This window comes from Hahella ganghwensis DSM 17046 (genome assembly GCF_000376785.1).
Taxonomy (GTDB): Bacteria; Pseudomonadota; Gammaproteobacteria; order Pseudomonadales; family Oleiphilaceae; genus Hahella; species Hahella ganghwensis.
This window is the reverse complement of the sequence record NZ_AQXX01000121.1, coordinates 39,214-62,191: the sequence shown is the minus strand read 5'-3', so window position 1 is coordinate 62,191 and position 22,978 is coordinate 39,214. Positions and strand designations below refer to the sequence as shown.

The window sequence follows — 22,978 nt, the reverse complement described above, 5'->3', positions numbered from 1 at the left end:
CATGAATGTTATGAGTGCTCGCAACATCCTAGCTTTAGTGTTTGCCGCCTTTATTGTGACCGGCTGCGCCTCAACGGGGTCGACTGAAGGCACCGAGACCGTGCAGCAAAGTGACACAAGTGGCAGCGATGCCAGTGCTACCGGTTTGGGTGACGACTCTGGTCTGAGTGAAGCTGAGCTGGCTGAACAGCAAAGACTGGCGGAGGAAAGAGCTGCTCGGGCTGAGCAGGACGCATTGCGCGAAGTGCGTGTTTTCTACTTCGATTTCGACAAGTCCACTATCAAGCCTGAATCCCGTACCTACTTGGATGCACATGCAGCCTTTTTGTCTGCCAACCCGAATCAAGGTGTTGTGCTGAACGGATACACTGATGAGCGTGGTACTAAAGAGTACAACCTGGCTCTGGGTGAGCGTCGTGCCAAAGCGGTTCAGGATTACCTGCGTTTTAAAGGTGTGACCCTGTCTCAAATGGAAACTATCAGCTTCGGCGAAGAGTTCCCTGTAGACGCAGGTCATAACGAAGCAGCATGGACTAAAAATCGTCGTGTTGTGATTGAGTACAAATAATCAATCCATATTGATTAATAGATAGGTCTCATGCTGGTTACTAAATATCGTTCTGTATGTCGTGCAGCAGCCGTCTCGTCGGCAGTTGTTGCACTCTGTTTGCCAGTGTTGGTGCATTCTGCTTCCAACAATCAGGCTGCGCCTGTGTTGCAGGCTTCTCAAAACGCTTCTTCCGGTTCTGATGTTTCTTCTGAGTTGTATTTTCTTGTACAGCAGTTGCAGCAGGAAGTCAGAGAGTTGAGAGGAAAAGTGGAAGAGCTGCAATATCAGGTTGAGCAATCTAGTAAACAGGAGCGTGACCGGTATGTTGACCTTGATCGACGTATTTTACAGCTGCGCAAAGATCTGGACGCAAGGCCTGCAGTGCAAACCTCCGCTGCGCCTGCTTCAGGTGTGGGGGCGTCTTTGTCTGAAGATGCTGGTGCTGCCTCGTCGGTGGCGGTTTCGCCACCCTCTGGATCTGAAGCAACAGAGTATAATGCTGCTTATGATCTGATAAAGCAGCGTCAATATGATAAGGCTGTAACGGCGCTCCATGAGTTTATCAGTAAGCATCCGGATTCCGGTTTGGCTGCAAATGCTTATTACTGGTTGGGAGAAGTGTATCTGGTGCTTCCCAAGCTGGAGCAGGCCAGGCAGTCGTTTATTATTGTTGTTGGGAAATACCCGCAACACAGAAAAGCGCCTGACGCTTTATACAAGCTGGGCGTGACTTATGATCGCCTTGGTAACAAGGATGAAGCTCGCAAGTATTTGCTGCAGACTATCGAGCGCTATCCTCAAAGTGCTTCTGCCAATCTGGCGAAGGATTATCTCAAGCAAATTTAGTCGCCATTCGGGTGATTTTTGTACGGAATGGGGAAGAGATAAAATTCCTTAAAAAGAGTGTTAAAAAACTCTTGTTATTTTTCTCAGAATCCGTACTATATGCGCCTCGTTTGGGTCGTTAGCTCAGTCGGTAGAGCAGTTGGCTTTTAACCAATTGGTCGAAGGTTCGAATCCTTCACGACCCACCATTAATTTAAAAATTGGGCGTCTCGGGATGTTCAATCGGTTTGGAAGGTTTCAATCTCTTCGAGAGGTATTGGAGGTCCAAGCCCGGTCAGGAAAGACCGTCAGACAGTTTGCTTTGGGTCGTTAGCTCAGTTGGTAGAGCAGTTGGCTTTTAACCAATTGGTCGAAGGTTCGAATCCTTCACGACCCACCATTATTTAAAAAAGGGGCTAATCAGCCCCTTTTTTTATTCTATTTTCGGATTGCTTTTCGGGTTTGAATTGTTCGGTTCGGGATAAGTGTCCTGGAAGCGGATATTTCATAATTGTCGTATAATGGCGGGCGGATACCGGCTTATTACCGGAATGAGAATTGATTTGGTGGATTGATTGGAATGACTAGTCTTAGTGATCGTATTTTGGTTCAAGAGCATTTGGCTAGAGAGCATGAGCCTGCAAAACTGAACGATCAGGAAGCGGAGGCGCTTGTTGCGGAAATCAAAGCGCTTCTGGAAAAAGAAGATGCTGTGATTGTTGCTCATTACTATACGGACCCTGTGATCCAGGCTTTAGCCGAAAAGACTGGTGGATGTGTTGCAGACAGTCTTGAAATGGCTCGTTTCGGAAATCAGCATCCTGCCTCTACACTGATTGTTTGTGGCGTTCGGTTTATGGGGGAAACTGCAAAAATTCTCAATCCTGAAAAAACTGTTTTGATGCCGACGCTGGAGGCAACCTGTTCACTGGATATTGGATGTCCGGAAGTCGAGTTTTCGGAGTTCTGTGATGCGCATCCTGACCGAACGGTCGTGGTGTATGCCAATACCTCTGCTGCAGTGAAAGCTCGAGCTGATTGGGTAGTAACCTCCAGTATTGCGCTGGATATTGTTGAGTATCTGCACGATCAGGGAGAAAAGATCATCTGGGCTCCTGACAAGCATCTTGGGGGGTATGTACAGAAGCAGACGGGGGCGGATATTCTGCTTTGGGATGGTTCCTGTATCGTGCATGAAGAATTCAAGGCAAAAGGGTTGCAGGATCTCAAGCACGTATATCCGGATGCAAAAATTCTGGTTCATCCGGAGTCGCCGGAGGCGGTTGTCGAGATGGCTGATGTTGTTGGTTCCACTTCCCAGTTGATCAAGGCGGTGCAGGAGTCTGAAGAAGAAACGTTTATTGTGGCAACTGACGCGGGTATTTTTTACAAAATGCAGCAATTGGCACCACATAAAACGCTGATCGAAGCGCCGACGGCCGGAAATGGGGCGACATGTAGAAGTTGCGCTCACTGTCCATGGATGGCAATGAATGGATTGGAAAACCTGCGGGATGTTTTGGTAGGTAAGCAGCAGGAAGTGATTGTTGAAGCCGAAGTGCGTGAAAAAGCTTTGGTCCCTCTTCAGCGAATGCTGAACTTCTCTAAGGAAAGGCGAGTGGTCGTGTCAGGCAACGCCTGACACTCAATGACGATAGTGCGGGCAGGGACTTAAAACTTATATCCTTCCCCTGCCGCGCTGACTTCTTTCAGGCGGTTTTTAATGATTAGCGTTTGCTGATAATTTCCCTCGGCTTTTTTTAATGCCTGTCTAAGTTGTTGGGTGGCTCTTCCTATATCGCCTTTCAAGTAAAAATACTCTGCTCTTGCCTGATGGAGTTCAGCGATAGATCCTGCCAGGCCGTGTGTTTCTGCCATTTGGTACCACAAGTCTGGTTCACTCCCGTAATGGGTGGTCAGTCGTCTAAGGATCTCTTCGGCCTTGGTGTATCTTTCCTGTTTGTTATAAAGATTAGCCAACGCTCGTGACAAGGGGTAATTGTCGGGATTTCTTTCCAAGTGTCGCTTAAGTAGATTGATGGCGGCGTCTTGTTGGTCAGTTGCGGTCAACCAGTCTGCGTGTAGTAAAACTACAGAAATTCTGTTGGCGTCAGTGTTTAGCAACTGCGTTAAGGCATTTTTACTCTCCTTGGGGCGATTCACCTTTATTGTGGCAAGTACAGCACCATAAAGAGCAGCTTTGCGTTTGATGCCGGTGTTGTTACTGATTCTGCCATTAAATACCTGTAGAGCCTCTTCAGCATTCTTTGCATAGTGGGTCAATATTCGACTTTGCACAAAGTAATAGTCGACATCTTCCTGGTAATTACCAGGAGGGGAAGATGCTGCTCTGTTTGCTGTGTCAGCAACGCGTGACTCTGTAAGTGGGTGTGTGCGGAGATATTCCGGTACCTGAGAGCTGTAACGGGAGTTTTTCAGCATGCGTTCAAACATGGCTGGCATTGCCTGTGCGTCCATCCCTGTATTAATCAAAGTTTCCATGCCTATACGATCTGCTTCCTGTTCGTTCTGGCGACTGTAGCTGAGTTGTTCCTGAAGGGAGAGGGCCTGGCTGGAAGCCAGTGCGGCTATGCCTGCGTCAGTTCCTCCGGCTGCCGCCAGAATGACGCTGGCGAGTATGCCTGCCATATTCAAAGCCGTATAGGACTTGCTTTCTTCCAGTCGGCGGGCGAAGTGGCGTTGGCTCAAATGGGCCAGCTCGTGGGCCAGGACTCCTGCAAACTCTTGCTCTGTCTGTGCGTGGAGAAATAGTCCTCCGTTCACCCCGATAACACCTCCCGGCACGGCGAAGGCATTCAAAGCGCTGGAATCGACGACAATCGTGGTAAGGCTTCTGTCTGTTAACTGGCTATTGGGAGCCAGTTTGAATATTAGATCTTTAACATACTGGATGGTCAGAGGATCCTCCAGCATTTGAACCTGTCCCCGCAGAGATCTCAGCCATGCCTGTCCCAAAGCCTGTTCCTGGGAAGGGGTTATACTGCCAGAGCTGTTGCCAAGGTCGGGAAGTCCGTCTTCATTTGCTGAATGGGCAGGATGCGCAAGTGTCAGCCCAAGCGAAAAGATAATGGCTCGGTTCAGGGAGCGAAGGCTGATTTTGGAGATTAAAAAATTAAGAAACCTGAGTGTCACAATGACTACCTGTTGCCTGGGGTAGATCTGGATGGCTAAGCGGTGGGCTGCTTGCATCCGTTACGAATAAAATGGTACGAGTTGATAGCATAGTCCGCGGGGGGAGGCCAAAACAACTTTCCCGATACAAAATTACAATATGGCAATTCGCCTTGGAACAGCCTATGATCGCGCGAGTCTTGGTGAGTAATGTAGACTTGGGACGTTTGCTGGCTCTGACGAGTATGTTGAGAGGCTTCGATGTTGGAGGCATGGTTGTTGGTATGATCGCATCGTAGGCGAGGCTGGTTTATTTTCGAGGTATTTCCTGTTTGGAGATTGACATGTCTGAAGCGTCTTCTGAGGAGAAGCTGCTGGATCTGCGAGGGCTGCACTGCCCGATGCCGTTGCTGAAAACCAAGCAGCAGCTGAATCAGATGGCTGCGGGAGAGCGGTTGCATGTGGTGGCTACGGATCCAGGTTCAGTGAGAGACTTTGGGTCGTATTTGGAGTTAAGCGCGCATCAATTGCTTGAACATCGAGAGGAAGAAGGTGAGTTTCATTTTTGGATTGAAAAAGGTTAGTTGGTCGACATCTTGAAATTCTAGTCCAATACTTTTTTGGTTATTAGTCTGGTAAGTTGGCCTGCCGATTCTGATGCTCTGAAAAAGAAATTCGGGTAAGCGATCGAATGATCTACAAGATTTATTGAGTTGTTGTAATGCTGAAAATTATACGAAGCTGGTTTGAGAAGTATTTTTCTGATGAAGAAGCGGTCATCGTGTTCCTGCTGTTGGCTATCAGTACGTTTCTGCTGCTGACTCTGGGAGCCCTGATTACGCCAGTTCTCGCCAGTATCGTAATTGCCTATATTCTTCAGGGGTTGGTTGTGAAGTTGCAGCGTATGGGGGTGGGGCACATATACGCGGTGTTAACGGTGTTTGCTGTGTTTCTCGGACTGACTCTGGCTACGGTGCTTGTATTGCTGCCGTTGGTGGCGACGCAGGTGAGTTCGCTGTTCAAAGAGCTTCCTCATATGTTGTCGAATGCTCAAAGCCTTATCAAGCTGTTGCCAGAAAGATACCCTGAGTTGATTTCAGAGGAGGCGGTGGCAAGTGTTTATTCTCAGGTCACCAATGAGGTCACCTCTTTTACTCAATGGGTGTTGTCTTTCTCTCTTTCCAGTATCCCGGCAGTTATCGCGATTATGATATATGCGGTATTGGTGCCAATTATGGTGTTTTTCTTTTTAAAGGATAAAGAGCAGTTGCTGGCTTCTTTGTCGTCCTTTTTGCCGGCAGAGCGCCGATTAATGAAAGAAATCTGGCGTGAATCCAATCTGCAGTTTGCCAATTATATTCGCGGAAAGGTTCTGGAGATTGTCATTGTTGGAGTTGCCACATACCTGGCTTTTGTCTGGGTCGGATTGGAGTATTCTGTATTGTTGGCGATTCTCGTGGGGTTGTCTGTTGTGATTCCCTACATCGGAGCGGCAGTGGTGACGATTCCTGTTGCGCTGATCGGACTTTTTCAATTCGGATGGGGGAGTGAGTTTATCTGGTTGATGGTCATCTATGGTGTGATTCAGGGAGTGGATGGCAATGTGCTGGTGCCTTTGCTTTTCTCGGAGGTTGTTAACCTGCATCCGGTCATTATTATCACCAGTGTTCTGCTGTTTGGTGGGTTCTGGGGGATATGGGGAGTGTTTTTTGCGATTCCGTTGGCAACACTCATCAAAGCCATTTTTGCTGCCTGGCCGCGATCAGCCGGTTCGCCGGCCTAGTGCTGGCCGGCGCTCAGTCTGTGAGGTGGAGGTGTTGGTTGCGTTCTCCGATTCTAAAGTTGGCTGGCGGCTTCCAGAACTTCTGTAACGTGACCTTTGACTTTTACTTTGCGCCACTCTTTTGCGAGCTTTCCTGAGCTATCAATCAGGAATGTCGACCGCTCAATCCCCATATACTCTTTTCCGTAAAGCTTTTTCAACTTGATAACGTCGAATAGTTTGCATAGCTCTTCATTCGGATCGGTTATCAGTTCAAATGGAAACTCATGCTTGGCTTTGAAGTTCTGGTGGGTTTTCAGGCTGTCCTTGGACACGCCAAATATGACGGTGTTGTGTTTGGAGAATGCTTCATGATGGTCGCGGAAGTCCTGTCCTTCTGTAGTGCAACCTGGAGTGTTGTCTTTCGGATAAAAATAGATGACAACGTTTTTTCCCTGTAGCTCACTTGAGGTTATGGTTTGGTCAGGAGTCGCGTGAGCTGTGAATTCCGGGATCTGTTTATTCAACTCAATCATGGTTTTCTCTATTGTGGTTTGTTGGTGTTGATAGGTTTAAGGCAGCCTTTATACGGCTGCCTTAGGGAAGGGGATTACAGGTTGCGAACGGGTTCGATAACGGCATCCAGATTGCGGTCATCGCAGAACAGCATAAACTCTTCTCTCAGGCTTGCCAGATGAGTTTCGGACGGAATATGGATGGTCATATTCAGGTTAAACATCTGGGTCCCGCAATGAGGGGCGCTGTATGTATTGGTTTCCAGGTCGGCAATATTGATATTCCGACGGGAGAAAAACTGTGAGATATCGTGGACGATACCAGGCTGGTCCAGGGCTACCACGTTAATTGAGTAGGTAATGGACTTGGCTGGGAGTCTGGCTTTGGTTTGTTTGACCATGGTGGTCAAATCCAGCTTGCGCGCGATGGTGGGAATGGCGCTCTCAAGCTTTGCCACTGAATCCCAGTTGCCTGAAATCATCATGATGACAGCAAACTCACCTCCCAGAACGGTCATCCGGCTGTCGATGATGTTGCATTGATATTCTCTGCAAAGCTTGGAAAGTTCGTTGACAATTCCTGGCCGGTCTTCGCCAATAGCGGAGATAACCAAATGATTTATTTGAGATACTGGGTTAACCATAGTTGGCTGTTAACCTTTTTCAGTTGACGAGTTAGAGGGTTTGTTACCGTGTTGGTAAGATGCCACATTGATACTCTTGAGGGCGTGCACTGTCAAGGCTAACGGTGGGGTAAAAAGTGTGCTTCCTGGAATTATGACGCATCTTCATAGAATCTTAGTGGAAAGGAGTGTCCTGCCAACATGGAATATTGTTAATAAGCTGCTGACGGCTCTTGTGAAGGCAGAAGGCGATGAGTACCATAGTGGGTCGATTTTTCTAACATTATAATCCTTTCCCTGTTCAGGGGATTGTGAGTCTCTTGTGGAGTAAGACATGATTACAGGTAGCTTGGTGGCTTTGGCGACACCAATGCATGAAGACGGCAGCATCGACTGGGAAGCTCTGGATCGACTGCTGGACTTCCATATTGAGAACGGTACCCACGGAATTGTGGCCGTTGGCACATCAGGTGAGTCTGCAACTCTGGACTTTGAAGAGCACGAAGCTGTCTTAAAACATGTCGTTAAATACGTCGCCAAACGTATTCCGGTGATTGCCGGAACCGGAGCTAACTCCACCCAGGAGGCTTTGCACCTTACAGAGCAGGCTAAGGCTGCCGGCGCTGATGCCTGTCTGCTGGTAACTCCTTACTACAACAAACCTACTCAGGAAGGGCTCTACCGACACTTTAAGTTGCTTGCCGAATCGGTGGATATTCCGCAGATTCTTTATAATGTTCCCGGCCGTACAGCTTGTGACATGCTTAACAGCACCGTATGTCGATTGTCGGAAATACCCAACATTGTGGGCATCAAAGATGCGACTGGGGATGTGCCCCGCGGTCAGGCGCTGATTGAATCAGTAGGTTCGGACTTCGCTGTGTATTCAGGCGATGACGGGACTGCTGTTGATCTAATTCTGGCAGGCGGTAAGGGCAATATTTCTGTAACAGCCAATGTGGCTCCAAAGCTGATGTCAGAGCTTTGTGAACTGGCTTTGAACGGAGAGTACGATGCCGCCTTGGCGCTCCAGGCCAAATTGATGCCGTTGCATAATGCGTTGTTCCTTGAATCCAATCCTATCCCGGTAAAATGGGCTCTGGCAGAAATGGGGCTCATTCAGAAAGGTATTCGTCTGCCGCTGACTGAGCTGGATGCCCAATATCATGAGACAGTGAGAGCTGCTCTGAAGGTTTTGAATGCCGCTGTCTGAGGCCGTACCTGTTTTAAAGCAGAGCCTCGGTGCCAGGCCCTTACATGGTTGAAGTGAAATCCATGCGAATCATTTATGTTCTATGTGGAGTGGCCCTGGTGGTTACTTCCGGGTGCAGTCTTATCAAAGACAGGACCGATCAATATATGGCAGCCAGTAAAGGTGAGCCGATGGTAGTCCCCGAGTGGTATTCCGACAGGCGTTTAAGAGACAGGTATCCTGTGCCGGAAGCCGATCAAGGGTTTGTGGCAACCAAAGAGTTCCAGGTACCTCCGCCGCCAGAGCCTGGATTGGAAATATTGCTTGAACAGTTTGTCGTCAAATCTACTGAATCAGATACCTGGCTGCTTGCAAGTGAGGCACCGGGCAAAATCTGGCCTGCATTAAAGACCTATTGGGAGTCTCAGGGTGCCGAGGTTCGTGAAGTTAATACTTCCGCCGGTAATATGCAGGTAAGGTTGTCTGCAACCTCTCTGAAAGTGGCGAACTTCCTTGAAAATAACGGCTTGAAACCATTTGTCCGCAATGATGAAGTGCTGCTGCATATCTATGTGCAGCAGGGACTGAAGAGACGCAGTTCTGAAGTCAGGGTGGCTCCTGTAATGTTTTCTGAATTTGGTGCGGATACCCAGCAGGCACTGTTGAGTGGCGTCAAAGGTTACCTGGATGAAAACGCAGAGTCTTTGGAAAGCTATTCTCTGGTGGCCCAGAATATCGGCGGTGAAGAAAAGCTGGCGCTGGTGAATGAAGCTGGCACAACGCCATATATTCGCGTAAAGCTGGACTTTGAAAGAGCCTGGTTTGCTGTTGGAGAGGCGCTAACTAAAAGTGAGGCCTCGGTTGTGGATTTAAACCGCAGTGAAGGTATTTACTTTGTTCGTTACAGTAAGGAAGAAAAGAAAAAATCCGGAGGCTTCTTCGGCTGGTTAAAAGGCGAAGACCAGGATCTGCTCTCGGATCGTTTTAATTTTCGTGTTGAGCTGACTCGGGAGGCTGATGGTATTCATATAACCTCGCTTCCAACAAAGTCGGATGTTGACCCTCAGGATCAGGTTCGGCTGTTGAACCAGCTGCTTGATCATTTATCCTGATGTCACCCGCTGTCCGGGGCCAGTGAAAGCTGCCCCGGGAGGCGAAAGTGACTTTTGACTCTGTCGGGTCAATTCAAAGTCTATTAATCTTGTGGGATTACCACACTGATCTGTACAACAGATATCTTTTTGGAGAATGCACCCATGCAAAAGCGTGAAGAGCTTTATTCCGGTAAAGCAAAATCCATTTTTAAGACTGATGATCCCGATCGGTTTATCATGGAGTTCCGTGATGATACCTCCGCTTTCGACGGTGTTAAAAAGGCTCAGCTATCTCGCAAAGGCATGGTGAATAATAAGTTCAATGCGTTTGTCATGGAAAAGCTTAAAGATGCTGGCGTACCGGTGCACTTTGAGAAGTTGATCTCGGATAATGAATCCCTGGTTAAAAATCTTAAGATGATTCCCGTGGAATGCGTTGTGCGTAATGTTGCGGCAGGTAGTCTTTGTAAGCGCCTGGGAATCAAAGAAGGTACTGTGTTAACACCAAGTACCTTTGAGTTGTTCCTGAAAAATGATGAGCTTCATGATCCGATGATCAATGAATATCACGCGCTTGCTTTTGGATGGGCAACCCAGGATCAGTTGGATCAGATGAGAAGTCTGACTTTTCAAGTGAATGATGTGCTCAAGACTCTATTCGCTAATGCCGGTATGACTTTGGTGGATTACAAGCTGGAGTTTGGTCTGTTTGAAGGGCAGGTTGTTCTCGGGGATGAGTTCAGTCCGGATGGGTGTCGTATCTGGGATGCCAAAACTGGAGAAAAGATGGATAAGGACCGTTTTCGCCAGGATCTGGGAAATGTTATTGAGTATTATGAAGAAGTGGGTAAACGCCTGGGTGTGACATTTTAATATCCCTTGCTCTGATATACGTGGTTTTGTCTTGGTACAGACTGGCCGGGGAAAGTTTCGATACAGTGGTCAACTTTCAATGACACAGGAGCGCAAGTTATGCAGATAAAGGAGTCTGGCCGTTTATGGTTGGCGGCGGTTGTCCTGGGTATTTCCAGCATGGGTGTCAATGCTGACACGCTGGGGATATACGCGGGAGTCAGTGTCTGGAATGCGGGGCTGTCTGGGGATGTTCAGTCAGGTCCTGAGGTTGTGGATGTGGAAAATGAGCTAGGCTTTGATGATGACACCTTTGTCCAGGCCTATGTTGCCTTCGAGCATCCTGTACCGGCTGTGCCCAACTTTCGTCTGCAATATACCGAACTGAGTCAGTCCGCCAATGGGTCTTTAACAAAGACATTCGATGGTGTGACCTTTACCGGTGATGTCGCTTCAGATATAGACCTGACTCATACTGATCTGATTGCATACTGGCGGCTTCTGGATAATGTTGTCAATCTGGACCTGGGAATACAGGCAAGAATATTTGATGGTGAAGTGATCATTCGTGAGAGTGGCAGCGGAGATCAGTCAGTAAACGAGATCGATGAGGTTGTTCCCATGTTATACGGCGGAGTGGGCATTGACCTCCCGTTGACTGGTTTGAGTGTCGGGGCAAATGTTGCCGGTCTGAAGTATGACGATAATCAACTGGTTGACGTTACTGCGCGTATTAATTATGAGATCGCTGTGGTTGGTGTTGAGGCAGGCTATCGAAGGATTAATGTTGAGTTGGACGATGTCAGTGATATTTCTGCTGACCTGACGCTCGGTGGGCCATACGTAGGTGTTACAGTTCATTTCTGAGGTGGACTGGCGGTGATTTGCTTAATCTTTTGACTGGAAAGAAGATATGAAGGTATTGGTAACAGGAACGGCGGGTTTTATCGGGTCTCACGTTGCTCATCGTTTACTCGATCGCGGTGACGAAGTGATCGGTGTAGATAATCTGAATGATTACTATGAGGTCTCGCTAAAAGAATCCCGTCTTTCCCGACTAACGCCCAAGCAAGGATTTAATGATATCCGGCTGGATATTGCTGACCGTGCAGGCATGGAGGCTTTATTTGCCAAGCACAAGCCGGACAGAGTGGTACATCTGGCGGCCCAGGCGGGTGTGAGATACTCTCTGGAAAATCCTCATGCCTACGTGGAAGCCAACCTGGTCGGCCATATGAATATTCTCGAAGGCTGTCGTCATCATCAGGTTGAGCATCTGGTATATGCTTCCAGCAGCTCAGTGTACGGTGCTAACGAGTCGATGCCGTTTTCTGTTCACGATAATGTCGACCATCCACTGAGTCTCTATGCGGCAACCAAAAAATCCAATGAACTGATGTCTCACACTTACAGTTCGCTTTACGGTATACCGACAACTGGTCTCAGGTTCTTTACTGTCTATGGCCCCTGGGGGCGTCCGGATATGGCGCTGTTTATCTTTACTCGTAAAATCCTGGCCGGCGAGCCGATTGATGTTTTCAACTACGGTAAGCACAAGCGGGATTTCACCTATGTTGATGATATTGTTGAAGGGGTGATAAGAACTCTTGATCATGTTGCGTCTCCCAATGATCAGTGGAGCGGCATGCAACCGGATCCGGGGACAAGCAAAGCACCTTACAGATTATATAACATCGGTAGCAATAACCCTGTCGAGCTTTCGCGCTATATTGAAATTCTTGAAGATTGTCTGGGTAGAAAGGCTGAGCGTAACCTTTTGCCCATGCAGCCGGGTGATGTGCCGGCAACTTATGCAGATGTGCAGGCTCTGATCGATGATGTGGGTTATAAGCCTGAAACAACGGTTGAAGTAGGTATCGCCCGCTTTGTTGACTGGTATCGGGATTACTACAAAGTTTAATCAATTCTCTGAATTACTATCGGTAGCTGCTACGGAGGTGTCGTGGAAGAAGTTAAGCGTCTCATTGAAAATAATAAGGCCTGGTCCGAGCGGACTCGTCGTGAGCGGCCGGATTTTTTTCCGACATTAGAGAAGCAGCAGGCCCCCACATTTTTGTGGATCGGATGCTCGGATAGTCGTGTGCCGGCGAATGAGGTGGTTGGGGTGATGCCCGGTGAGGTGTTTGTTCACCGTAATGTTGCCAATGTGGTGGTGCACTCGGATTTGAACTGTCTTTCAGTTCTGCAGTTTGCAGTGGAGGTGCTTAAGGTCAGGCACATTACTGTGACCGGGCACTACGGTTGTGGCGGGGTAAAGGCCGCGTTGCAGAATAAGCAGTTTGGTATGATTGATAACTGGCTGCGGCATATCAAAGACGTTTATTTTATGAATAAGGGTGAGGTTGATAGTCTGCCCACAGAGGGGGAGCAGGTGGATCGGCTTTGCGAGTTGAATGTTGCGCAGCAGGTTCATAATGTCTGCAGGACCAGTATTGTGCAGAATGCCTGGCATCGCGGGCAGTTTCTTGCTGTGCATGGATGGGTGTATGGTTTGAAGGATGGGTTGATTAAAGACCTTAATGTTACCAAGACCGGGCCTGATCAGCTGGAAGCTCCGTATCGATACCTCGAACCCTGACACATTAAGCTTGATCAGCCGCTGATAGGCTGGTCAAAAGAGGCCGCTTTCTGTTTTTAAAACAGAAACTGGTTCAAGAAAGAGAAAGTGTATGGCACAACATAAAGCAACCGATTTTATTCCCCTGAATATTGCCGTATTAACGGTTTCCGATACTCGTACATCAGAAAATGACACCTCAGGCCAGGCCCTTGTGGATGGGGCTGAGAGTGTCGGGCACAAGGTGGTTGACCGTCAGTTGATTCCAGATGATGTGTACATAATGCGGGCCGTCGTTTCTGCCTGGATTGCTGATGCAGCGGTTCAGGTAGTGCTGGTAACGGGGGGGACAGGTTTTACTTCGCGGGATAGCACTCCGGAAGCACTGATACCCTTGCTGGACAAACAGATCGAGGGGTTTGGGGAGCTGTTTCGTGCGATTTCTCATGAGGAGATTGGAACGTCAACGGTTCAGTCCCGGGCTTTTGCTGGGTTGGCTAATGCTACTTTGATCTTTGCCATGCCGGGCTCTACAGGGGCCTGCAGGACTGCCTGGAATAAGATTATCTGCGAGCAGTTGGATGCCCGTCACCGCCCTTGTAATTTTGTCGGTATCCTCTCGGTTGGCCGGGATGACGGCACTTCTCAAGTGGCTGGAAGTGTGGTTGCAAGCGTTAAGACTGATTGCGGTCCCCGGCCATGAATGCTGCTGGCCTGATGCCTGTTGATCAGGCGCTGGATTATCTGCTGTCCAATGTAAGTCTTGTAGATCAAACGGAAGATGTTGATTTAAATTCAGCCCTGGGAAGAGTGTTGGCTGAACCGGTTGTGTCAGTTGTAAATGTTCCTCCCTATGATAACAGTGCCGTGGATGGGTATGTTATCGGGAATGATTCTGTGGACTCAAAGGATGCACTGGAGTTGTCAGTATCCCAGCGTATCCCGGCAGGTATTGTTCCTTCTCGGTTGAAAGCTGGTTCTGCTGCCCGAATTTTTACGGGAGCGGAAATCCCCGAAGGTGGATTGGCGGTGGTGATGCAGGAAGACTGCGAAATTGCCGATCATCAGGTCGTTGTTCCGGCAGGGATCAGTGCGGGACAGAATGTTCGCAAGTGCGGGCAGGATATACGTTCTGGCGAAGTGGTGCTCAATGTTGGGCATCTACTGCAGGCTCAGGATGTGGGATTGCTGGCCTCGATAGGCGTCGCGAAGGTGCGCTGTTTCAGGCGGCTTAAGGTCGCAGTTATTTCCACGGGTGATGAGTTGATAGAGCCTGGCGAGGCTCCGGCACCGGGGAAAATCTATAACTCCAATCGGTATACTTTGGTTTCTCTCCTGCAACGTTTGGGATGTGAGATCATTGATCTTGGCATTGTCCCGGATCAACTGGATGCGACTCTGGATGCTTTGTCCTCGGCTTCGCGTGAAGCGGATCTCATTCTGAGTAGCGGAGGGGTCTCCGTTGGTGAGGAAGATCATGTGAAGGTGGCTGTTCAACAGCTTGGGGCGTTGGATTTGTGGCGATTGGCGATTAAGCCCGGAAAGCCTCTGGCCTATGGGAATGTATCGGGAACGCCTTTCCTGGGGCTGCCTGGAAACCCGTCAGCTGTTTTTGTAACCTTCGCCATCATTGCCAGGCCTTATATTGAAAAGGCGCAGGGAAGGAGGTCAAGGGAGTCTGCAAGGATGAAGGTGCCGGTGGGGTTCTCTGTTAAAAAAGCGGGAATTCGGCAGGAATACCTGAGGGTCCGTCTGATTGAAAAAGAGGGGCAGCTGATTCTGGATAAATTCCCTAACCAGAGTTCAGGTGTTTTATCATCGGCCAGTTGGGCTGATGGATTTGCTGTTATTCCGGCTGGAAAAACCTTGGAAGAGGGGGATCTGGCAGAATATTTATCCTTTGCCGGGTTGGGTATATAAGGAGTGGGAACAGGCAGTTAAAAAATGCTTGAACCCCCCAGTCTTCTTTGCTATCTTACGCAGCCTCTTGAGACGTCGTCTCAATAGTAGGACCGTAGCTCAGTTGGTTAGAGCGCCACGTTGACATCGTGGAGGTCACCAGTTCGAATCTGGTCGGTCCTACCAATTCTCTCTGATTTTCCTTAGTCTTTATTTCGAAATCTTGTCTGTTCTGATATGGTGTTTTCGCTTTCTGTGAGCTTTTTGATTGCTCGCCGGTAGAGCGCCTAGTTCACCCTGTAGTCTTAGTGGTAGGATACCAACTTCGATTGGCTGGAGCCTTCTGCATGAAGTACCTTCGTTCATTTAATCAGCGTTTACGCGAACTGCGCCAAAAAAAGAAACTGACGACAGAAGATATTGCCACTTTCTGTATGGTGGATGAGTCGGTAGTAAAAGGATGGGAGGCGCCTTCTGATTCGCATCGCTGTTTTCCTACATTGGATAACTTGCTGGATCTTTGTTTTAAAACCGGTGTTGCGCTGGATGCTTTTTTGGATTTTGAGCTGTGCGGAAAAATGACGCCTCAGTTAGAGTTGCCTGGTTTTGGTGTGGACGAAGAAGGGGATCTCTATTCGGCGATCAATGAATTGAATGAGACGCTGGACCACTCTCTTCCGGATGAGCGAGAGCGCGAATTGCTGCGTCGATTCAGGGATTGTGATGAGGAGCGACGGCAGTTTATTATGCAAATGTTGCCGAAGGGCTGACCAGGATGAGGCTTGGTATGTCCAAGCCTCATGTCAAGGTGTTGTTAGATCAGACCTTTCTTGTAGTGATTTTCATAGACGTAGTTGGTGGCTTCAACAAAGCCGTCAATGCTGCCGCAATCAAAGCGTTGGCCTTTGAATTTATAAGCCAATACACATCCATCTTTCGCTTGCTTCAACAGTGCATCGGTAATTTGCACTTCACCATTTTTTCCGGGTTCCGTGTCACGGATAATGTCGAAAATGTCTGGTGTCAGGATGTATCGGCCAATGATGGCATAGTTGCTCGGAGCTTTGTCCGCGGGCGGTTTTTCAACCATGTCGGTGACCCGGAATAAGCCTTCTTTCATGGGTTCGCCAGCGATAACACCATATTTGTGGACTTCCTCCATGGGGACTTCCTGGATTGCGACAATGCTGCAGCGGAATTGGTTGTACAGTTTGGACATTTGGGCCAAAACGCTGTCCTCGCCCTCCTCAACGACGCATAAGTCGTCAGCCAGCACGACGGCAAACGGCTCGTCGCCAATCAACGTCTGACCGGACAAAATTGCGTGGCCAAGACCTTTCATTTCATTTTGGCGGGTAAATGAAAACTTGTTGTTGTCGATGAGGTTTCGAATTGAGGTCAAAAGCTCTTCTTTGCCGGTGCCTTTGATTTGTGTTTCCAGCTCATAGGATATGTCGAAGTGATCGGCAATGGCTCGTTTGCCTCGACCTGTGACAAAGCTGAAATTGTTCATGCCGGCAGCTACGGCTTCCTCAACGCCATACTGTACCAGTGGTTTGTTAACCAATGGCAGCATTTCTTTGGGCATGGCCTTGGTGGCTGGCAAAAAGCGGGTTCCGTATCCTGCGACAGGGAAGAGGCACTTTCTAATCATGTAGACTCCTTGATACTTACAACTCTCATTGTTGTCATACTTCTTGTTCTGCAATTACCAGGCCATTGCTTGTGACGCTGTAAGGGGCGGCCGCGGCGAATTTCGAACTGATCTTTGGATTTGTAGCAGGTTGTGCTGTTGGCCACAGCCTGCCTCAGTTATCCGATGGCGCCATATATACCATAAAAAAAGGAGGCTGGGCCTCCTTTTTAGTGAAATCAAATGCAAAAAATTATCCGCATTTGCTGTCGCCGCAATTCAGGCAGGTCTGGCATCCATCCATCAGAATGACGGCTTTCTGAGAGCACTTTTTGCACATGGTGGCATTTGCTGGGAATGCAGGTTCCTCGGCATTGTTGCTGTCACCGTTGGCGGCTTTCTGGCGTGATTCGTAATCTGCGCGTTTTTCGGCCAGCATACGCTTGTGTGCATCGCTCAGCTCTTCTGATTCGATAATGCCTAGGGCCTTCATGTGTTTTTCTATAACGGCGCCGATTTCCGCAACCAGAGACGGAACAAAGACGCCTCCTTTTTTGTAGTATCCACCATTGGGGTCATGAACAGAAAGCAGCTCTTCCAGCAGGAAGGCGATGTCGCCGCCTTTGCGGAAGACCGCCGAAATAACACGAGTTAATGCAATAACCCACTGGAAGTGCTCCATCGACTTGGAGTTAATAAAAATCTCGTAAGGCTGGCGGCTCTCGTGATCGGTGCCTTCGTTCAGAATGATGTCATTGATGGTGATGTAGAACGCATGCTCAGACACTGGAGGCTTGATCTTGTAGGTGGTTCCCAGCAAAAAATCCGGGCGTGCAATGTTTTCATTCATTTCTACCGGCTTGGGTTCACTATTTGCCGGTTGCTGAGGCGCTTCAGCCTCTTCTGTTTTCTTGACGTTGTAGCCAACGATTTTCTTTTCGATTTTGACAGCCATGTTAATAACCTTTTCTGAAGAGGGCTGCTCTGGAAAGAGCCCTCTTAATTGAACACTTTTTGATGGTTGGCGCTTAATACTTGCCGTAAGTGCCTTCTTTTAGTGCATCAAACAGATTGGCTGCCGTATGCACTTCTCCATCGTACTCAACTTCTTCGTTTCCTTTCAGCTTCACCTTGGTGCCATCTTCCAGGGTGAACTCATAGATAGTGTTTTCCAGGTCTTTTTCTTTTACCAGCACGCCCTGGAATGCTTCAGGATTAAAACGGAAAGTGGTGCATCCTTTCAATCCCTTTTCGTAGGCGTACATGTAAATGTCTTTAAAATCCTGATAGGGGAAGTCGGTAGGGACGTTCGCTGTTTTGGAAATGGATGAATCGACCCATTTCTGAGCGGCTGCCTGAATATCCACGTGTTGAGTGGGGGTAACTTCATCACTGGTGGTAAAATAGCTTGGCAGCTGCGCGTCGGAGTCCTCACTATAAGGCATGGCTTTGGGGTTGACCATGTGGCGGTAAGCCAGGAGCTCATAGGAGAATACGTCCATCTTCTCCTTGGTTTTCTTGCCTTCGCGGATAACGTTACGAGAATAGTGGTGAGCAAAGCTTGGCTCGATACCGTTACTGGCGTTATTGGCGAGTGACAGAGAGATGGTTCCTGTTGGTGCAATGGAGGTGTGGTGTGTAAAGCGTGCACCTTTTTTGCTCAGAGCCTCTACCAGCTTTGGATCGGCTTCCGCAATCCGTTGCATGTAATTGCTGTACTTGGCGTGCAGAACACGACCTTTCACTTTGTCGCCGACCTTGTAGCCATCGTCAGCCATTTGCGGCTTCAGTCGCAGCATTTCTTCATTCACGATGAAGTCATCGTTCATGATTGGAGCGGGGCCTTTTTCTTTGGCCAGCTCCAGCGCCTGGCGCCATCCTTCGACGGCCATTTCCTTGCAGACTTCTTCTGTAAATTTAACAGAATCTCCTGAGCCATAAGGCATGCGAAGCATTGCCAGTGTGGAGCCCAGGCCAAGAATCCCCATGCCGTGGCGGCGCTTATATTGAATTTCGTGGCGTTGACCTTCCAGCGGAAGCCCATTGATCTCCACAACGTTATCCAGCATGCGGGTAAAGATGCCGACAACTTTGCGGTACTTTTCGAAATTGAACTTCGCATTCTCGGTGAACGGATACTCTACAAACTTGGTCAGGTTGACCGATCCCAGCAGGCAGCTTCCGTAAGGAGGCAAAGGCTGTTCGCCGCATGGGTTGGTGGCCCGGATATTTTCGCAGAACCAGTTGTTGTTCATTTCGTTAACTTTGTCGATCAGAATAAATCCTGGCTCGGCAAAGTCATAGGTGGAGGTCATGATCGCATTCCAGATGTCTCTGGCTTTGACGGTGCGGTAAATACGGCACGCCACCAGACCGGTGCTGTCGGTGACATAGCTGTCTTTTACCGGGAAGTCACGATAGACAAACTGAGTGCTGTCGGAGAGCTGAAGGTTTTCGGATTCCGCCTCATCTCGGGTAACAGGGAAAGACAGTTTCCAGTCAGCGTCATCTTTGACTGCCTGAATAAAGTCTTCCGTAATCAATAGAGACAGGTTGAACTGGCGCAGGCGGGCGTCTTCGCGCTTGGCCTGAATAAAGTCGAATACATCGGGGTGGTGTACATCGAAGGTGGCCATCTGGGCGCCACGACGGCCGCCAGCAGAAGAAACGGTGAAACACATCCGGTCAAAGATGTCCATGAAAGATAGAGGGCCTGAAGTTGTCGCGCCAGCACCTGCGACATAGGCTCCTTTAGGGCGTAGGGTGGAAAACTCATAGCCGATTCCGCAGCCAGCTTTCAATGTGAGTCCGGCTTCATGGTTTTTCAGCAGGATGTCATCCATGGAGTCCATAATGCTGCCGGAAACCGTGCAGTTAATGGTGGATGTGGCTGGTTTGTGAGCCTCAGCTCCAGCGTTGGACATGATGCGGCCGGCGGGAATGGCGCCGTTTTCCAATGCCCAGACAAAGTCGTTCAGAACTTTTTCGCGCACACCGTCCTTTTCGACTGAAGACAATGCGGCTGCCACTCGGGTATAGGTTCCCTGGATATCGCCATCTACCGGTTCTCCGGATTTGGTTCTTAGCTGGTATTTGGTGCTCCAGATATCCTGGGATGCCGGTTGCATATCTATGGGCGCGATAAGTTGCTGGACTTTAGCGTTCATACTATCCCTCTTTACAGATGATGGCCCGGTGTTCCAGGCCTTCGATGAGTGTTGTTTCTTCTTTATGGCCTCACCAAAGGCGACACTGGCGAAGATGCCGGTATCGGTTGGTTATAAAGACCTGATATAAAATCCCGCTGCCAGTACTGCGGCAACAGGTTGTTGCTAATTCAACTGATATGCTTCATCAAAAATAACCTGTATCGAATACGCCTGTATCCGTGGTTCAATCTCTGATGCTCATGTTTGGTATACTGCTGTTCAGCGCCCTGAGCGGAACGCTTGTGACCACAATATCTAGTGCACGATACTTGTGCGACAGGTGATGGTAACCCCACTTCCTTTTCTTATTGTTTATCTTATTTTTGTATCGGCAATGGTCATGAAAGTTGACGGGATTGCCGGGCCGCTAACAATCAATTCGGCGTGTAAAGCAAATAAAGCGTCACTTTGGGTATTGACTTGACCAGTTATAGGTGTTAACTGCCTGTTTGTCTTTTGGCCCAATATATGGCGATTTCTGAAAAGTATAACACTATATGCTGTGATGTGAAGGTCTTATTAAGTAAATTTTCAGATGGCCGAATGGCATTGTTTTCAACGGAGTGGCCAAGTTTTTTTCAAAGCCGCTGATAGTGCGGGATTTCAAAAGTTGGTATGAAATTTAAACCATCGAAAGTCGGGGAGTGTGTTGCTTTTTATTGGTTGGGAAGTGGGTGGTGCCCGAAACCTCCGGGCACTATATGTTGTGTTTGGGTGATTAAAAATTAGTCGAGCAAAAAGCCATTGTTGAAATCAGCTGCCAGCCTGTTGGGTGGTGAGGGCTTTTCCCATCGTTTGCTCAATCTTTGCCGCAACTCTTGGCTTGATTTTATTTTGACTTAATAGCCAGTTCACCGTGTCTGGTAAAATGTCGTCTGCATAGCGCGGGTGGATTCCCAGTTCCCTGACTGTCTCGGCTGTATCGTAGTAGGCGTATCGTCCCACGACTTCGTAAACCAGGTCATAGGTGAAGGGCGGGGTAATGTGGAGAAGTTTGCATAAAGTTTCTACAACCCGCGCAAACGTCAGGGTCATTCCGCGACTGGTCGGGAGGTGAATTGGTTTTACGCCGGTCAGTAATTTCAGGCGGTTTCCCAGTTCCTTGACGAGAATGTTTTCACCGCCGACGATGTAGCGTTTGCAATTTTCACCCTGCGCTAACGCGGCAACATGGGCTGCGGCAACATCCCTGACATCAACCACATTCAGTCCACCCTTGTATGTCTGGCCGACACCATTCAACCAGTCCATGATGATTTGGTTTGACGGAGTGATACGGTAATCATTAGGTCCGAGAACGATTGCCGGGCAAATGACGACCAAATGAATGTCGTTTTCCCTGGCTAGTTTCTGTGCGGTTTTCTCGCTTTGAGTTTTTGCTACATAGTAGGGGTTATGGGCATCTTCGTTCCAGTCGTTTCCTGTTCTCAGGACATTGGAGTCGTAGGAAAAGCCGATTGATGCGACGGAGCTTGTGTAGACGATGCGTTTGATATCATGCTGTTTGGCAGCATAAAACACACTCTCTGCGCCTCTGATTGCAGGCTCGACTATTTCTTCTGCCGTTTTTGCGATGGTTTTGTAAACGGCTGCCATATGTATGATCGCGTCACATCCTTCTGCAGCCTTGGTGACTGATTCTTTGTCCATGACGTCACCATGGGCAAGCTCGGGAGACAGACCTTCTAGCCCTCTAAGGTCAGAGCCTTTACGCACAAAAGCGACAACCTGGTGCTCCTTTTCCAGGAGCTGTTTGACCACATGAGAACCGATATGTCCATTGGCTCCGGTTACTAGAACTTTCATTGTTTCTCCTGCTGCTGGCTTAAGTTAAGCACGCTTGTATTTTTTCGCCCGATTATGACGTTTTTAGCATTGTTTGGGCAGTAGATGATGGAAATTGCCCTAGGCGAATTCATTTAATTTGGCTTAGTCGACGTCTACCAACTACATTAATTGAATCATTCACCCATTTTTTCCTCGGAAGATCATGACTTCTGTGAACCTGGTTGCAGATTATTCTGATGCTGATATGGAATTGCTCACTCGCCTTGAGCATAGGTTGGGGAGTGTCCACGCGCGCCAGAGGCTTGGTATTGAGGACGATCATGCGCAAAAAGTCTTTGGTGGCGGTGGCCTGAATTTTTTTCATCCGGAAAACTGGTACTCTATCCAGGCGCTGATGAGGTGGAGCCTCAAGCTGGTTGGAATGTATGAAAAGGGTTGGCGTAATGCCTGTAACCTGACTCTGACTCAAAACAAAGTCGAGCATTCCCTGATTCCTGAGGTCTTCAATGGATATCGTATTCTGCAACTGACCGATCTTCATCTTGACATGGATGAAACCATTACTCAGTCGATCATTGAGGCTGTTTGTCCTGCTGAATACGATGTGTGCGTGCTAACGGGAGATTATCGAGCGCAGACATATGGACCCTATGACGAGGCTCTGGAGGGGTTAAGGCAGCTCCGAGCCTCACTGAAAGGTGATGTGTATGCTGTGCTTGGTAACCATGACAGCATTCGGATGCTGCCCGCCATGGAAGATATGGGGTACCAGTTGCTACTCAACGAAGGAGTGTCTCTGCAGCGTGGTGGTGGTCGTATTCGACTGGCTGGGGTGGATGATCCTCATTACTATCGGGTTGATAACCTTGAGGCGGCTGCGCGCGACGGTGATCCGGAACTGTTCTCCGTACTCCTGTCCCACACTCCGGAAATCTATCGGCAGGCTGCTCATGCTGGTTTTGATTTCATGATGTGCGGTCATACTCACGGAGGGCAAATCTGTTTGCCTGGAGGTGTTCCGCTCACGCTCGATGCTGACTGCCCCAGGTTTGTTGGCAAAGGTGCTTGGAAGTGGGGCGGTATGCTCGGATACACCAGCGTTGGAGCGGGGACTTCAATCATCCCGGTTCGATTCAATTGCCCGCCGGAAATCGTTATTCATGTGCTCGGATCAGCCAGCCATTAGATTCGCTCCCATCTTTTTTTATCCTTATATGAAGGATTTTTGACAACTGTGTCGCTATCTAGGGTGTGTTCACGCCTCCAATGTTATTCGATGGGCTCAGTGCCGTTTTCGTCGTCTTAATTAGATAGGGAGGATTGGTT

The 22,978-nt window shown here is 48.7% G+C and carries 22 protein-coding genes and 3 tRNA genes; 18 read left to right on the top strand and 7 right to left on the bottom strand.

The annotated features are described in order from the left end of the window. Nucleotide 1 precedes the first annotated feature (1 nt). The 5 genes from pal (at nucleotide 2) to nadA (ending at nucleotide 3,017) form a co-directional block, all read left to right on the top strand. Complete coding sequence (gene pal / locus F566_RS0116375) at nucleotides 2–568, top strand: peptidoglycan-associated lipoprotein Pal (protein WP_020408094.1); 567 nt, start codon at nucleotides 2–4, stop codon at nucleotides 566–568. 30 nt (nucleotides 569–598) lie between these two features. Next, nucleotides 599–1,396, top strand: a complete 798-nt coding sequence (ybgF, locus tag F566_RS0116370) for a tol-pal system protein YbgF (protein ID WP_020408093.1) — start codon at nucleotides 599–601, stop codon at nucleotides 1,394–1,396. Between the two features lie 112 nt (nucleotides 1,397–1,508). Next, nucleotides 1,509–1,584, top strand: a tRNA-Lys gene (locus F566_RS0116365). A 115-nt stretch (nucleotides 1,585–1,699) separates the two neighbouring features. Beyond that, nucleotides 1,700–1,775: transfer RNA gene (locus tag F566_RS0116360), tRNA-Lys, on the top strand. Between the two features lie 180 nt (nucleotides 1,776–1,955). Beyond that, nucleotides 1,956–3,017, top strand: a complete 1,062-nt coding sequence (gene nadA, locus F566_RS0116355) for a quinolinate synthase NadA (RefSeq protein ID WP_020408092.1) — start codon at nucleotides 1,956–1,958, stop codon at nucleotides 3,015–3,017. Nucleotides 3,018–3,046: 29 nt separating this feature from the next. Here the strand turns inward: nadA and F566_RS0116350 are convergent, their stop codons facing one another. Further along, nucleotides 3,047–4,528: a M48 family metalloprotease gene (locus F566_RS0116350; RefSeq protein WP_020408091.1), complete on the bottom strand. Its 1,482-nt coding sequence runs from the start codon at nucleotides 4,526–4,528 to the stop codon at nucleotides 3,047–3,049. A gap of 323 nt (nucleotides 4,529–4,851) precedes the next feature. Between F566_RS0116350 and F566_RS0116345 the strand changes: the two genes are divergently transcribed. After that, complete coding sequence (locus F566_RS0116345) at nucleotides 4,852–5,091, top strand: sulfurtransferase TusA family protein (protein WP_020408090.1); 240 nt, start codon at nucleotides 4,852–4,854, stop codon at nucleotides 5,089–5,091. Nucleotides 5,092–5,228: 137 nt separating this feature from the next. Further along, entirely contained in the window at nucleotides 5,229–6,290 is a 1,062-nt protein-coding gene (locus tag F566_RS0116340) for an AI-2E family transporter (RefSeq protein WP_020408089.1), read from the top strand. Nucleotides 6,291–6,343: 53 nt separating this feature from the next. On the opposite strand, the gene F566_RS0116335 is transcribed toward F566_RS0116340, so the two are convergent. Together F566_RS0116335 and F566_RS0116330 are read right to left on the bottom strand one after the other, a co-directional pair. After that, nucleotides 6,344–6,805, bottom strand: a complete 462-nt coding sequence (locus tag F566_RS0116335) for a peroxiredoxin (RefSeq protein ID WP_020408088.1) — start codon at nucleotides 6,803–6,805, stop codon at nucleotides 6,344–6,346. Between the two features lie 74 nt (nucleotides 6,806–6,879). After that, nucleotides 6,880–7,428: a glycine cleavage system transcriptional repressor gene (locus F566_RS0116330; protein ID WP_020408087.1), complete on the bottom strand. Its 549-nt coding sequence runs from the start codon at nucleotides 7,426–7,428 to the stop codon at nucleotides 6,880–6,882. 313 nt (nucleotides 7,429–7,741) lie between these two features. Between F566_RS0116330 and dapA the strand changes: the two genes are divergently transcribed. The 10 genes from dapA (at nucleotide 7,742) to F566_RS0116280 (ending at nucleotide 15,792) form a co-directional block, all read left to right on the top strand. Then, nucleotides 7,742–8,620 carry a 4-hydroxy-tetrahydrodipicolinate synthase gene (dapA, locus tag F566_RS0116325; protein WP_020408086.1) on the top strand — a complete coding sequence of 293 codons (879 nt, stop codon included), beginning with the start codon at nucleotides 7,742–7,744 and terminating at the stop codon, nucleotides 8,618–8,620. A 44-nt stretch (nucleotides 8,621–8,664) separates the two neighbouring features. Next, nucleotides 8,665–9,711 carry an outer membrane protein assembly factor BamC gene (gene bamC / locus F566_RS0116320; RefSeq protein WP_020408085.1) on the top strand — a complete coding sequence of 349 codons (1,047 nt, stop codon included), beginning with the start codon at nucleotides 8,665–8,667 and terminating at the stop codon, nucleotides 9,709–9,711. A gap of 144 nt (nucleotides 9,712–9,855) precedes the next feature. Further along, a complete protein-coding gene (purC, locus tag F566_RS0116315; RefSeq protein WP_020408084.1) occupies nucleotides 9,856–10,566 on the top strand; it encodes a phosphoribosylaminoimidazolesuccinocarboxamide synthase in 711 nt (236 codons plus the stop codon). Nucleotides 10,567–10,665: 99 nt separating this feature from the next. After that, a complete protein-coding gene (locus F566_RS0116310; protein ID WP_020408083.1) occupies nucleotides 10,666–11,412 on the top strand; it encodes a TIGR04219 family outer membrane beta-barrel protein in 747 nt (248 codons plus the stop codon). A gap of 46 nt (nucleotides 11,413–11,458) precedes the next feature. Beyond that, the gene (locus tag F566_RS0116305) at nucleotides 11,459–12,466 is read left to right on the top strand and encodes an NAD-dependent epimerase (RefSeq protein WP_020408082.1); all 1,008 of its coding nucleotides are present in this window, start codon (nucleotides 11,459–11,461) and stop codon (nucleotides 12,464–12,466) included. A gap of 42 nt (nucleotides 12,467–12,508) precedes the next feature. After that, entirely contained in the window at nucleotides 12,509–13,144 is a 636-nt protein-coding gene (gene can, locus F566_RS0116300) for a carbonate dehydratase (protein WP_020408081.1), read from the top strand. Between the two features lie 91 nt (nucleotides 13,145–13,235). Further along, a complete protein-coding gene (moaB, locus tag F566_RS0116295) occupies nucleotides 13,236–13,826 on the top strand; it encodes a molybdenum cofactor biosynthesis protein B (protein ID WP_020408080.1) in 591 nt (196 codons plus the stop codon). Next, nucleotides 13,823–15,043: a molybdopterin molybdotransferase MoeA gene (locus F566_RS0116290; RefSeq protein WP_020408079.1), complete on the top strand. Its 1,221-nt coding sequence runs from the start codon at nucleotides 13,823–13,825 to the stop codon at nucleotides 15,041–15,043. Before moaB ends, F566_RS0116290 begins: the two co-directional genes overlap by 4 nt. Before the next feature lie 88 nt (nucleotides 15,044–15,131). After that, nucleotides 15,132–15,208, top strand: a tRNA-Val gene (locus F566_RS0116285). Between the two features lie 161 nt (nucleotides 15,209–15,369). Then, nucleotides 15,370–15,792 (top strand): helix-turn-helix domain-containing protein, encoded by a 423-nt coding sequence (locus tag F566_RS0116280; RefSeq protein WP_020408078.1) that lies wholly within the window; start codon nucleotides 15,370–15,372, stop codon nucleotides 15,790–15,792. A gap of 44 nt (nucleotides 15,793–15,836) precedes the next feature. On the opposite strand, the gene galU is transcribed toward F566_RS0116280, so the two are convergent. The 4 genes from galU to F566_RS0116260 form a co-directional block, all read right to left on the bottom strand. Continuing rightward, nucleotides 15,837–16,676 carry a UTP--glucose-1-phosphate uridylyltransferase GalU gene (gene galU, locus F566_RS0116275; protein ID WP_020408077.1) on the bottom strand — a complete coding sequence of 280 codons (840 nt, stop codon included), beginning with the start codon at nucleotides 16,674–16,676 and terminating at the stop codon, nucleotides 15,837–15,839. Nucleotides 16,677–16,908: 232 nt separating this feature from the next. After that, nucleotides 16,909–17,610 carry a TSCPD domain-containing protein gene (locus F566_RS0116270; RefSeq protein WP_020408076.1) on the bottom strand — a complete coding sequence of 234 codons (702 nt, stop codon included), beginning with the start codon at nucleotides 17,608–17,610 and terminating at the stop codon, nucleotides 16,909–16,911. 73 nt (nucleotides 17,611–17,683) lie between these two features. Next, nucleotides 17,684–19,822 carry an adenosylcobalamin-dependent ribonucleoside-diphosphate reductase gene (locus F566_RS0116265; RefSeq protein WP_020408075.1) on the bottom strand — a complete coding sequence of 713 codons (2,139 nt, stop codon included), beginning with the start codon at nucleotides 19,820–19,822 and terminating at the stop codon, nucleotides 17,684–17,686. Between the two features lie 795 nt (nucleotides 19,823–20,617). Beyond that, nucleotides 20,618–21,670 carry an NAD-dependent epimerase/dehydratase family protein gene (locus tag F566_RS0116260; protein ID WP_020408074.1) on the bottom strand — a complete coding sequence of 351 codons (1,053 nt, stop codon included), beginning with the start codon at nucleotides 21,668–21,670 and terminating at the stop codon, nucleotides 20,618–20,620. Between the two features lie 184 nt (nucleotides 21,671–21,854). Between F566_RS0116260 and F566_RS0116255 the strand changes: the two genes are divergently transcribed. Continuing rightward, nucleotides 21,855–22,838: a metallophosphoesterase gene (locus tag F566_RS0116255; RefSeq protein ID WP_020408073.1), complete on the top strand. Its 984-nt coding sequence runs from the start codon at nucleotides 21,855–21,857 to the stop codon at nucleotides 22,836–22,838. The last annotated feature ends 140 nt before the right edge of the window (nucleotides 22,839–22,978 follow it).

What these genes read in the sequence shown, in the direction of transcription:
- pal (WP_020408094.1), top strand. Translation starts at nt 2, where the DNA reads ATGAATGTTATGAGTGCTCGCAACATCCTAGCTTTAGTGTTTGCCGCC.
- ybgF (WP_020408093.1), top strand. Translation starts at nt 599, where the DNA reads ATGCTGGTTACTAAATATCGTTCTGTATGTCGTGCAGCAGCCGTCTCG.
- nadA (WP_020408092.1), top strand. Translation starts at nt 1,956, where the DNA reads ATGACTAGTCTTAGTGATCGTATTTTGGTTCAAGAGCATTTGGCTAGA.
- F566_RS0116345 (WP_020408090.1), top strand. Translation starts at nt 4,852, where the DNA reads ATGTCTGAAGCGTCTTCTGAGGAGAAGCTGCTGGATCTGCGAGGGCTG.
- F566_RS0116340 (WP_020408089.1), top strand. Translation starts at nt 5,229, where the DNA reads ATGCTGAAAATTATACGAAGCTGGTTTGAGAAGTATTTTTCTGATGAA.
- F566_RS0116335 (WP_020408088.1), bottom strand. Translation starts at nt 6,805, where the DNA reads ATGATTGAGTTGAATAAACAGATCCCGGAATTCACAGCTCACGCGACT.
- F566_RS0116330 (WP_020408087.1), bottom strand. Translation starts at nt 7,428, where the DNA reads ATGGTTAACCCAGTATCTCAAATAAATCATTTGGTTATCTCCGCTATT.
- dapA (WP_020408086.1), top strand. Translation starts at nt 7,742, where the DNA reads ATGATTACAGGTAGCTTGGTGGCTTTGGCGACACCAATGCATGAAGAC.
- bamC (WP_020408085.1), top strand. Translation starts at nt 8,665, where the DNA reads ATGGTTGAAGTGAAATCCATGCGAATCATTTATGTTCTATGTGGAGTG.
- purC (WP_020408084.1), top strand. Translation starts at nt 9,856, where the DNA reads ATGCAAAAGCGTGAAGAGCTTTATTCCGGTAAAGCAAAATCCATTTTT.
- F566_RS0116310 (WP_020408083.1), top strand. Translation starts at nt 10,666, where the DNA reads ATGCAGATAAAGGAGTCTGGCCGTTTATGGTTGGCGGCGGTTGTCCTG.
- F566_RS0116305 (WP_020408082.1), top strand. Translation starts at nt 11,459, where the DNA reads ATGAAGGTATTGGTAACAGGAACGGCGGGTTTTATCGGGTCTCACGTT.
- moaB (WP_020408080.1), top strand. Translation starts at nt 13,236, where the DNA reads ATGGCACAACATAAAGCAACCGATTTTATTCCCCTGAATATTGCCGTA.
- F566_RS0116290 (WP_020408079.1), top strand. Translation starts at nt 13,823, where the DNA reads ATGAATGCTGCTGGCCTGATGCCTGTTGATCAGGCGCTGGATTATCTG.
- F566_RS0116280 (WP_020408078.1), top strand. Translation starts at nt 15,370, where the DNA reads ATGAAGTACCTTCGTTCATTTAATCAGCGTTTACGCGAACTGCGCCAA.
- galU (WP_020408077.1), bottom strand. Translation starts at nt 16,676, where the DNA reads ATGATTAGAAAGTGCCTCTTCCCTGTCGCAGGATACGGAACCCGCTTT.
- F566_RS0116270 (WP_020408076.1), bottom strand. Translation starts at nt 17,610, where the DNA reads ATGGCTGTCAAAATCGAAAAGAAAATCGTTGGCTACAACGTCAAGAAA.
- F566_RS0116265 (WP_020408075.1), bottom strand. Translation starts at nt 19,822, where the DNA reads ATGAACGCTAAAGTCCAGCAACTTATCGCGCCCATAGATATGCAACCG.
- F566_RS0116260 (WP_020408074.1), bottom strand. Translation starts at nt 21,670, where the DNA reads ATGAAAGTTCTAGTAACCGGAGCCAATGGACATATCGGTTCTCATGTG.
- F566_RS0116255 (WP_020408073.1), top strand. Translation starts at nt 21,855, where the DNA reads ATGACTTCTGTGAACCTGGTTGCAGATTATTCTGATGCTGATATGGAA.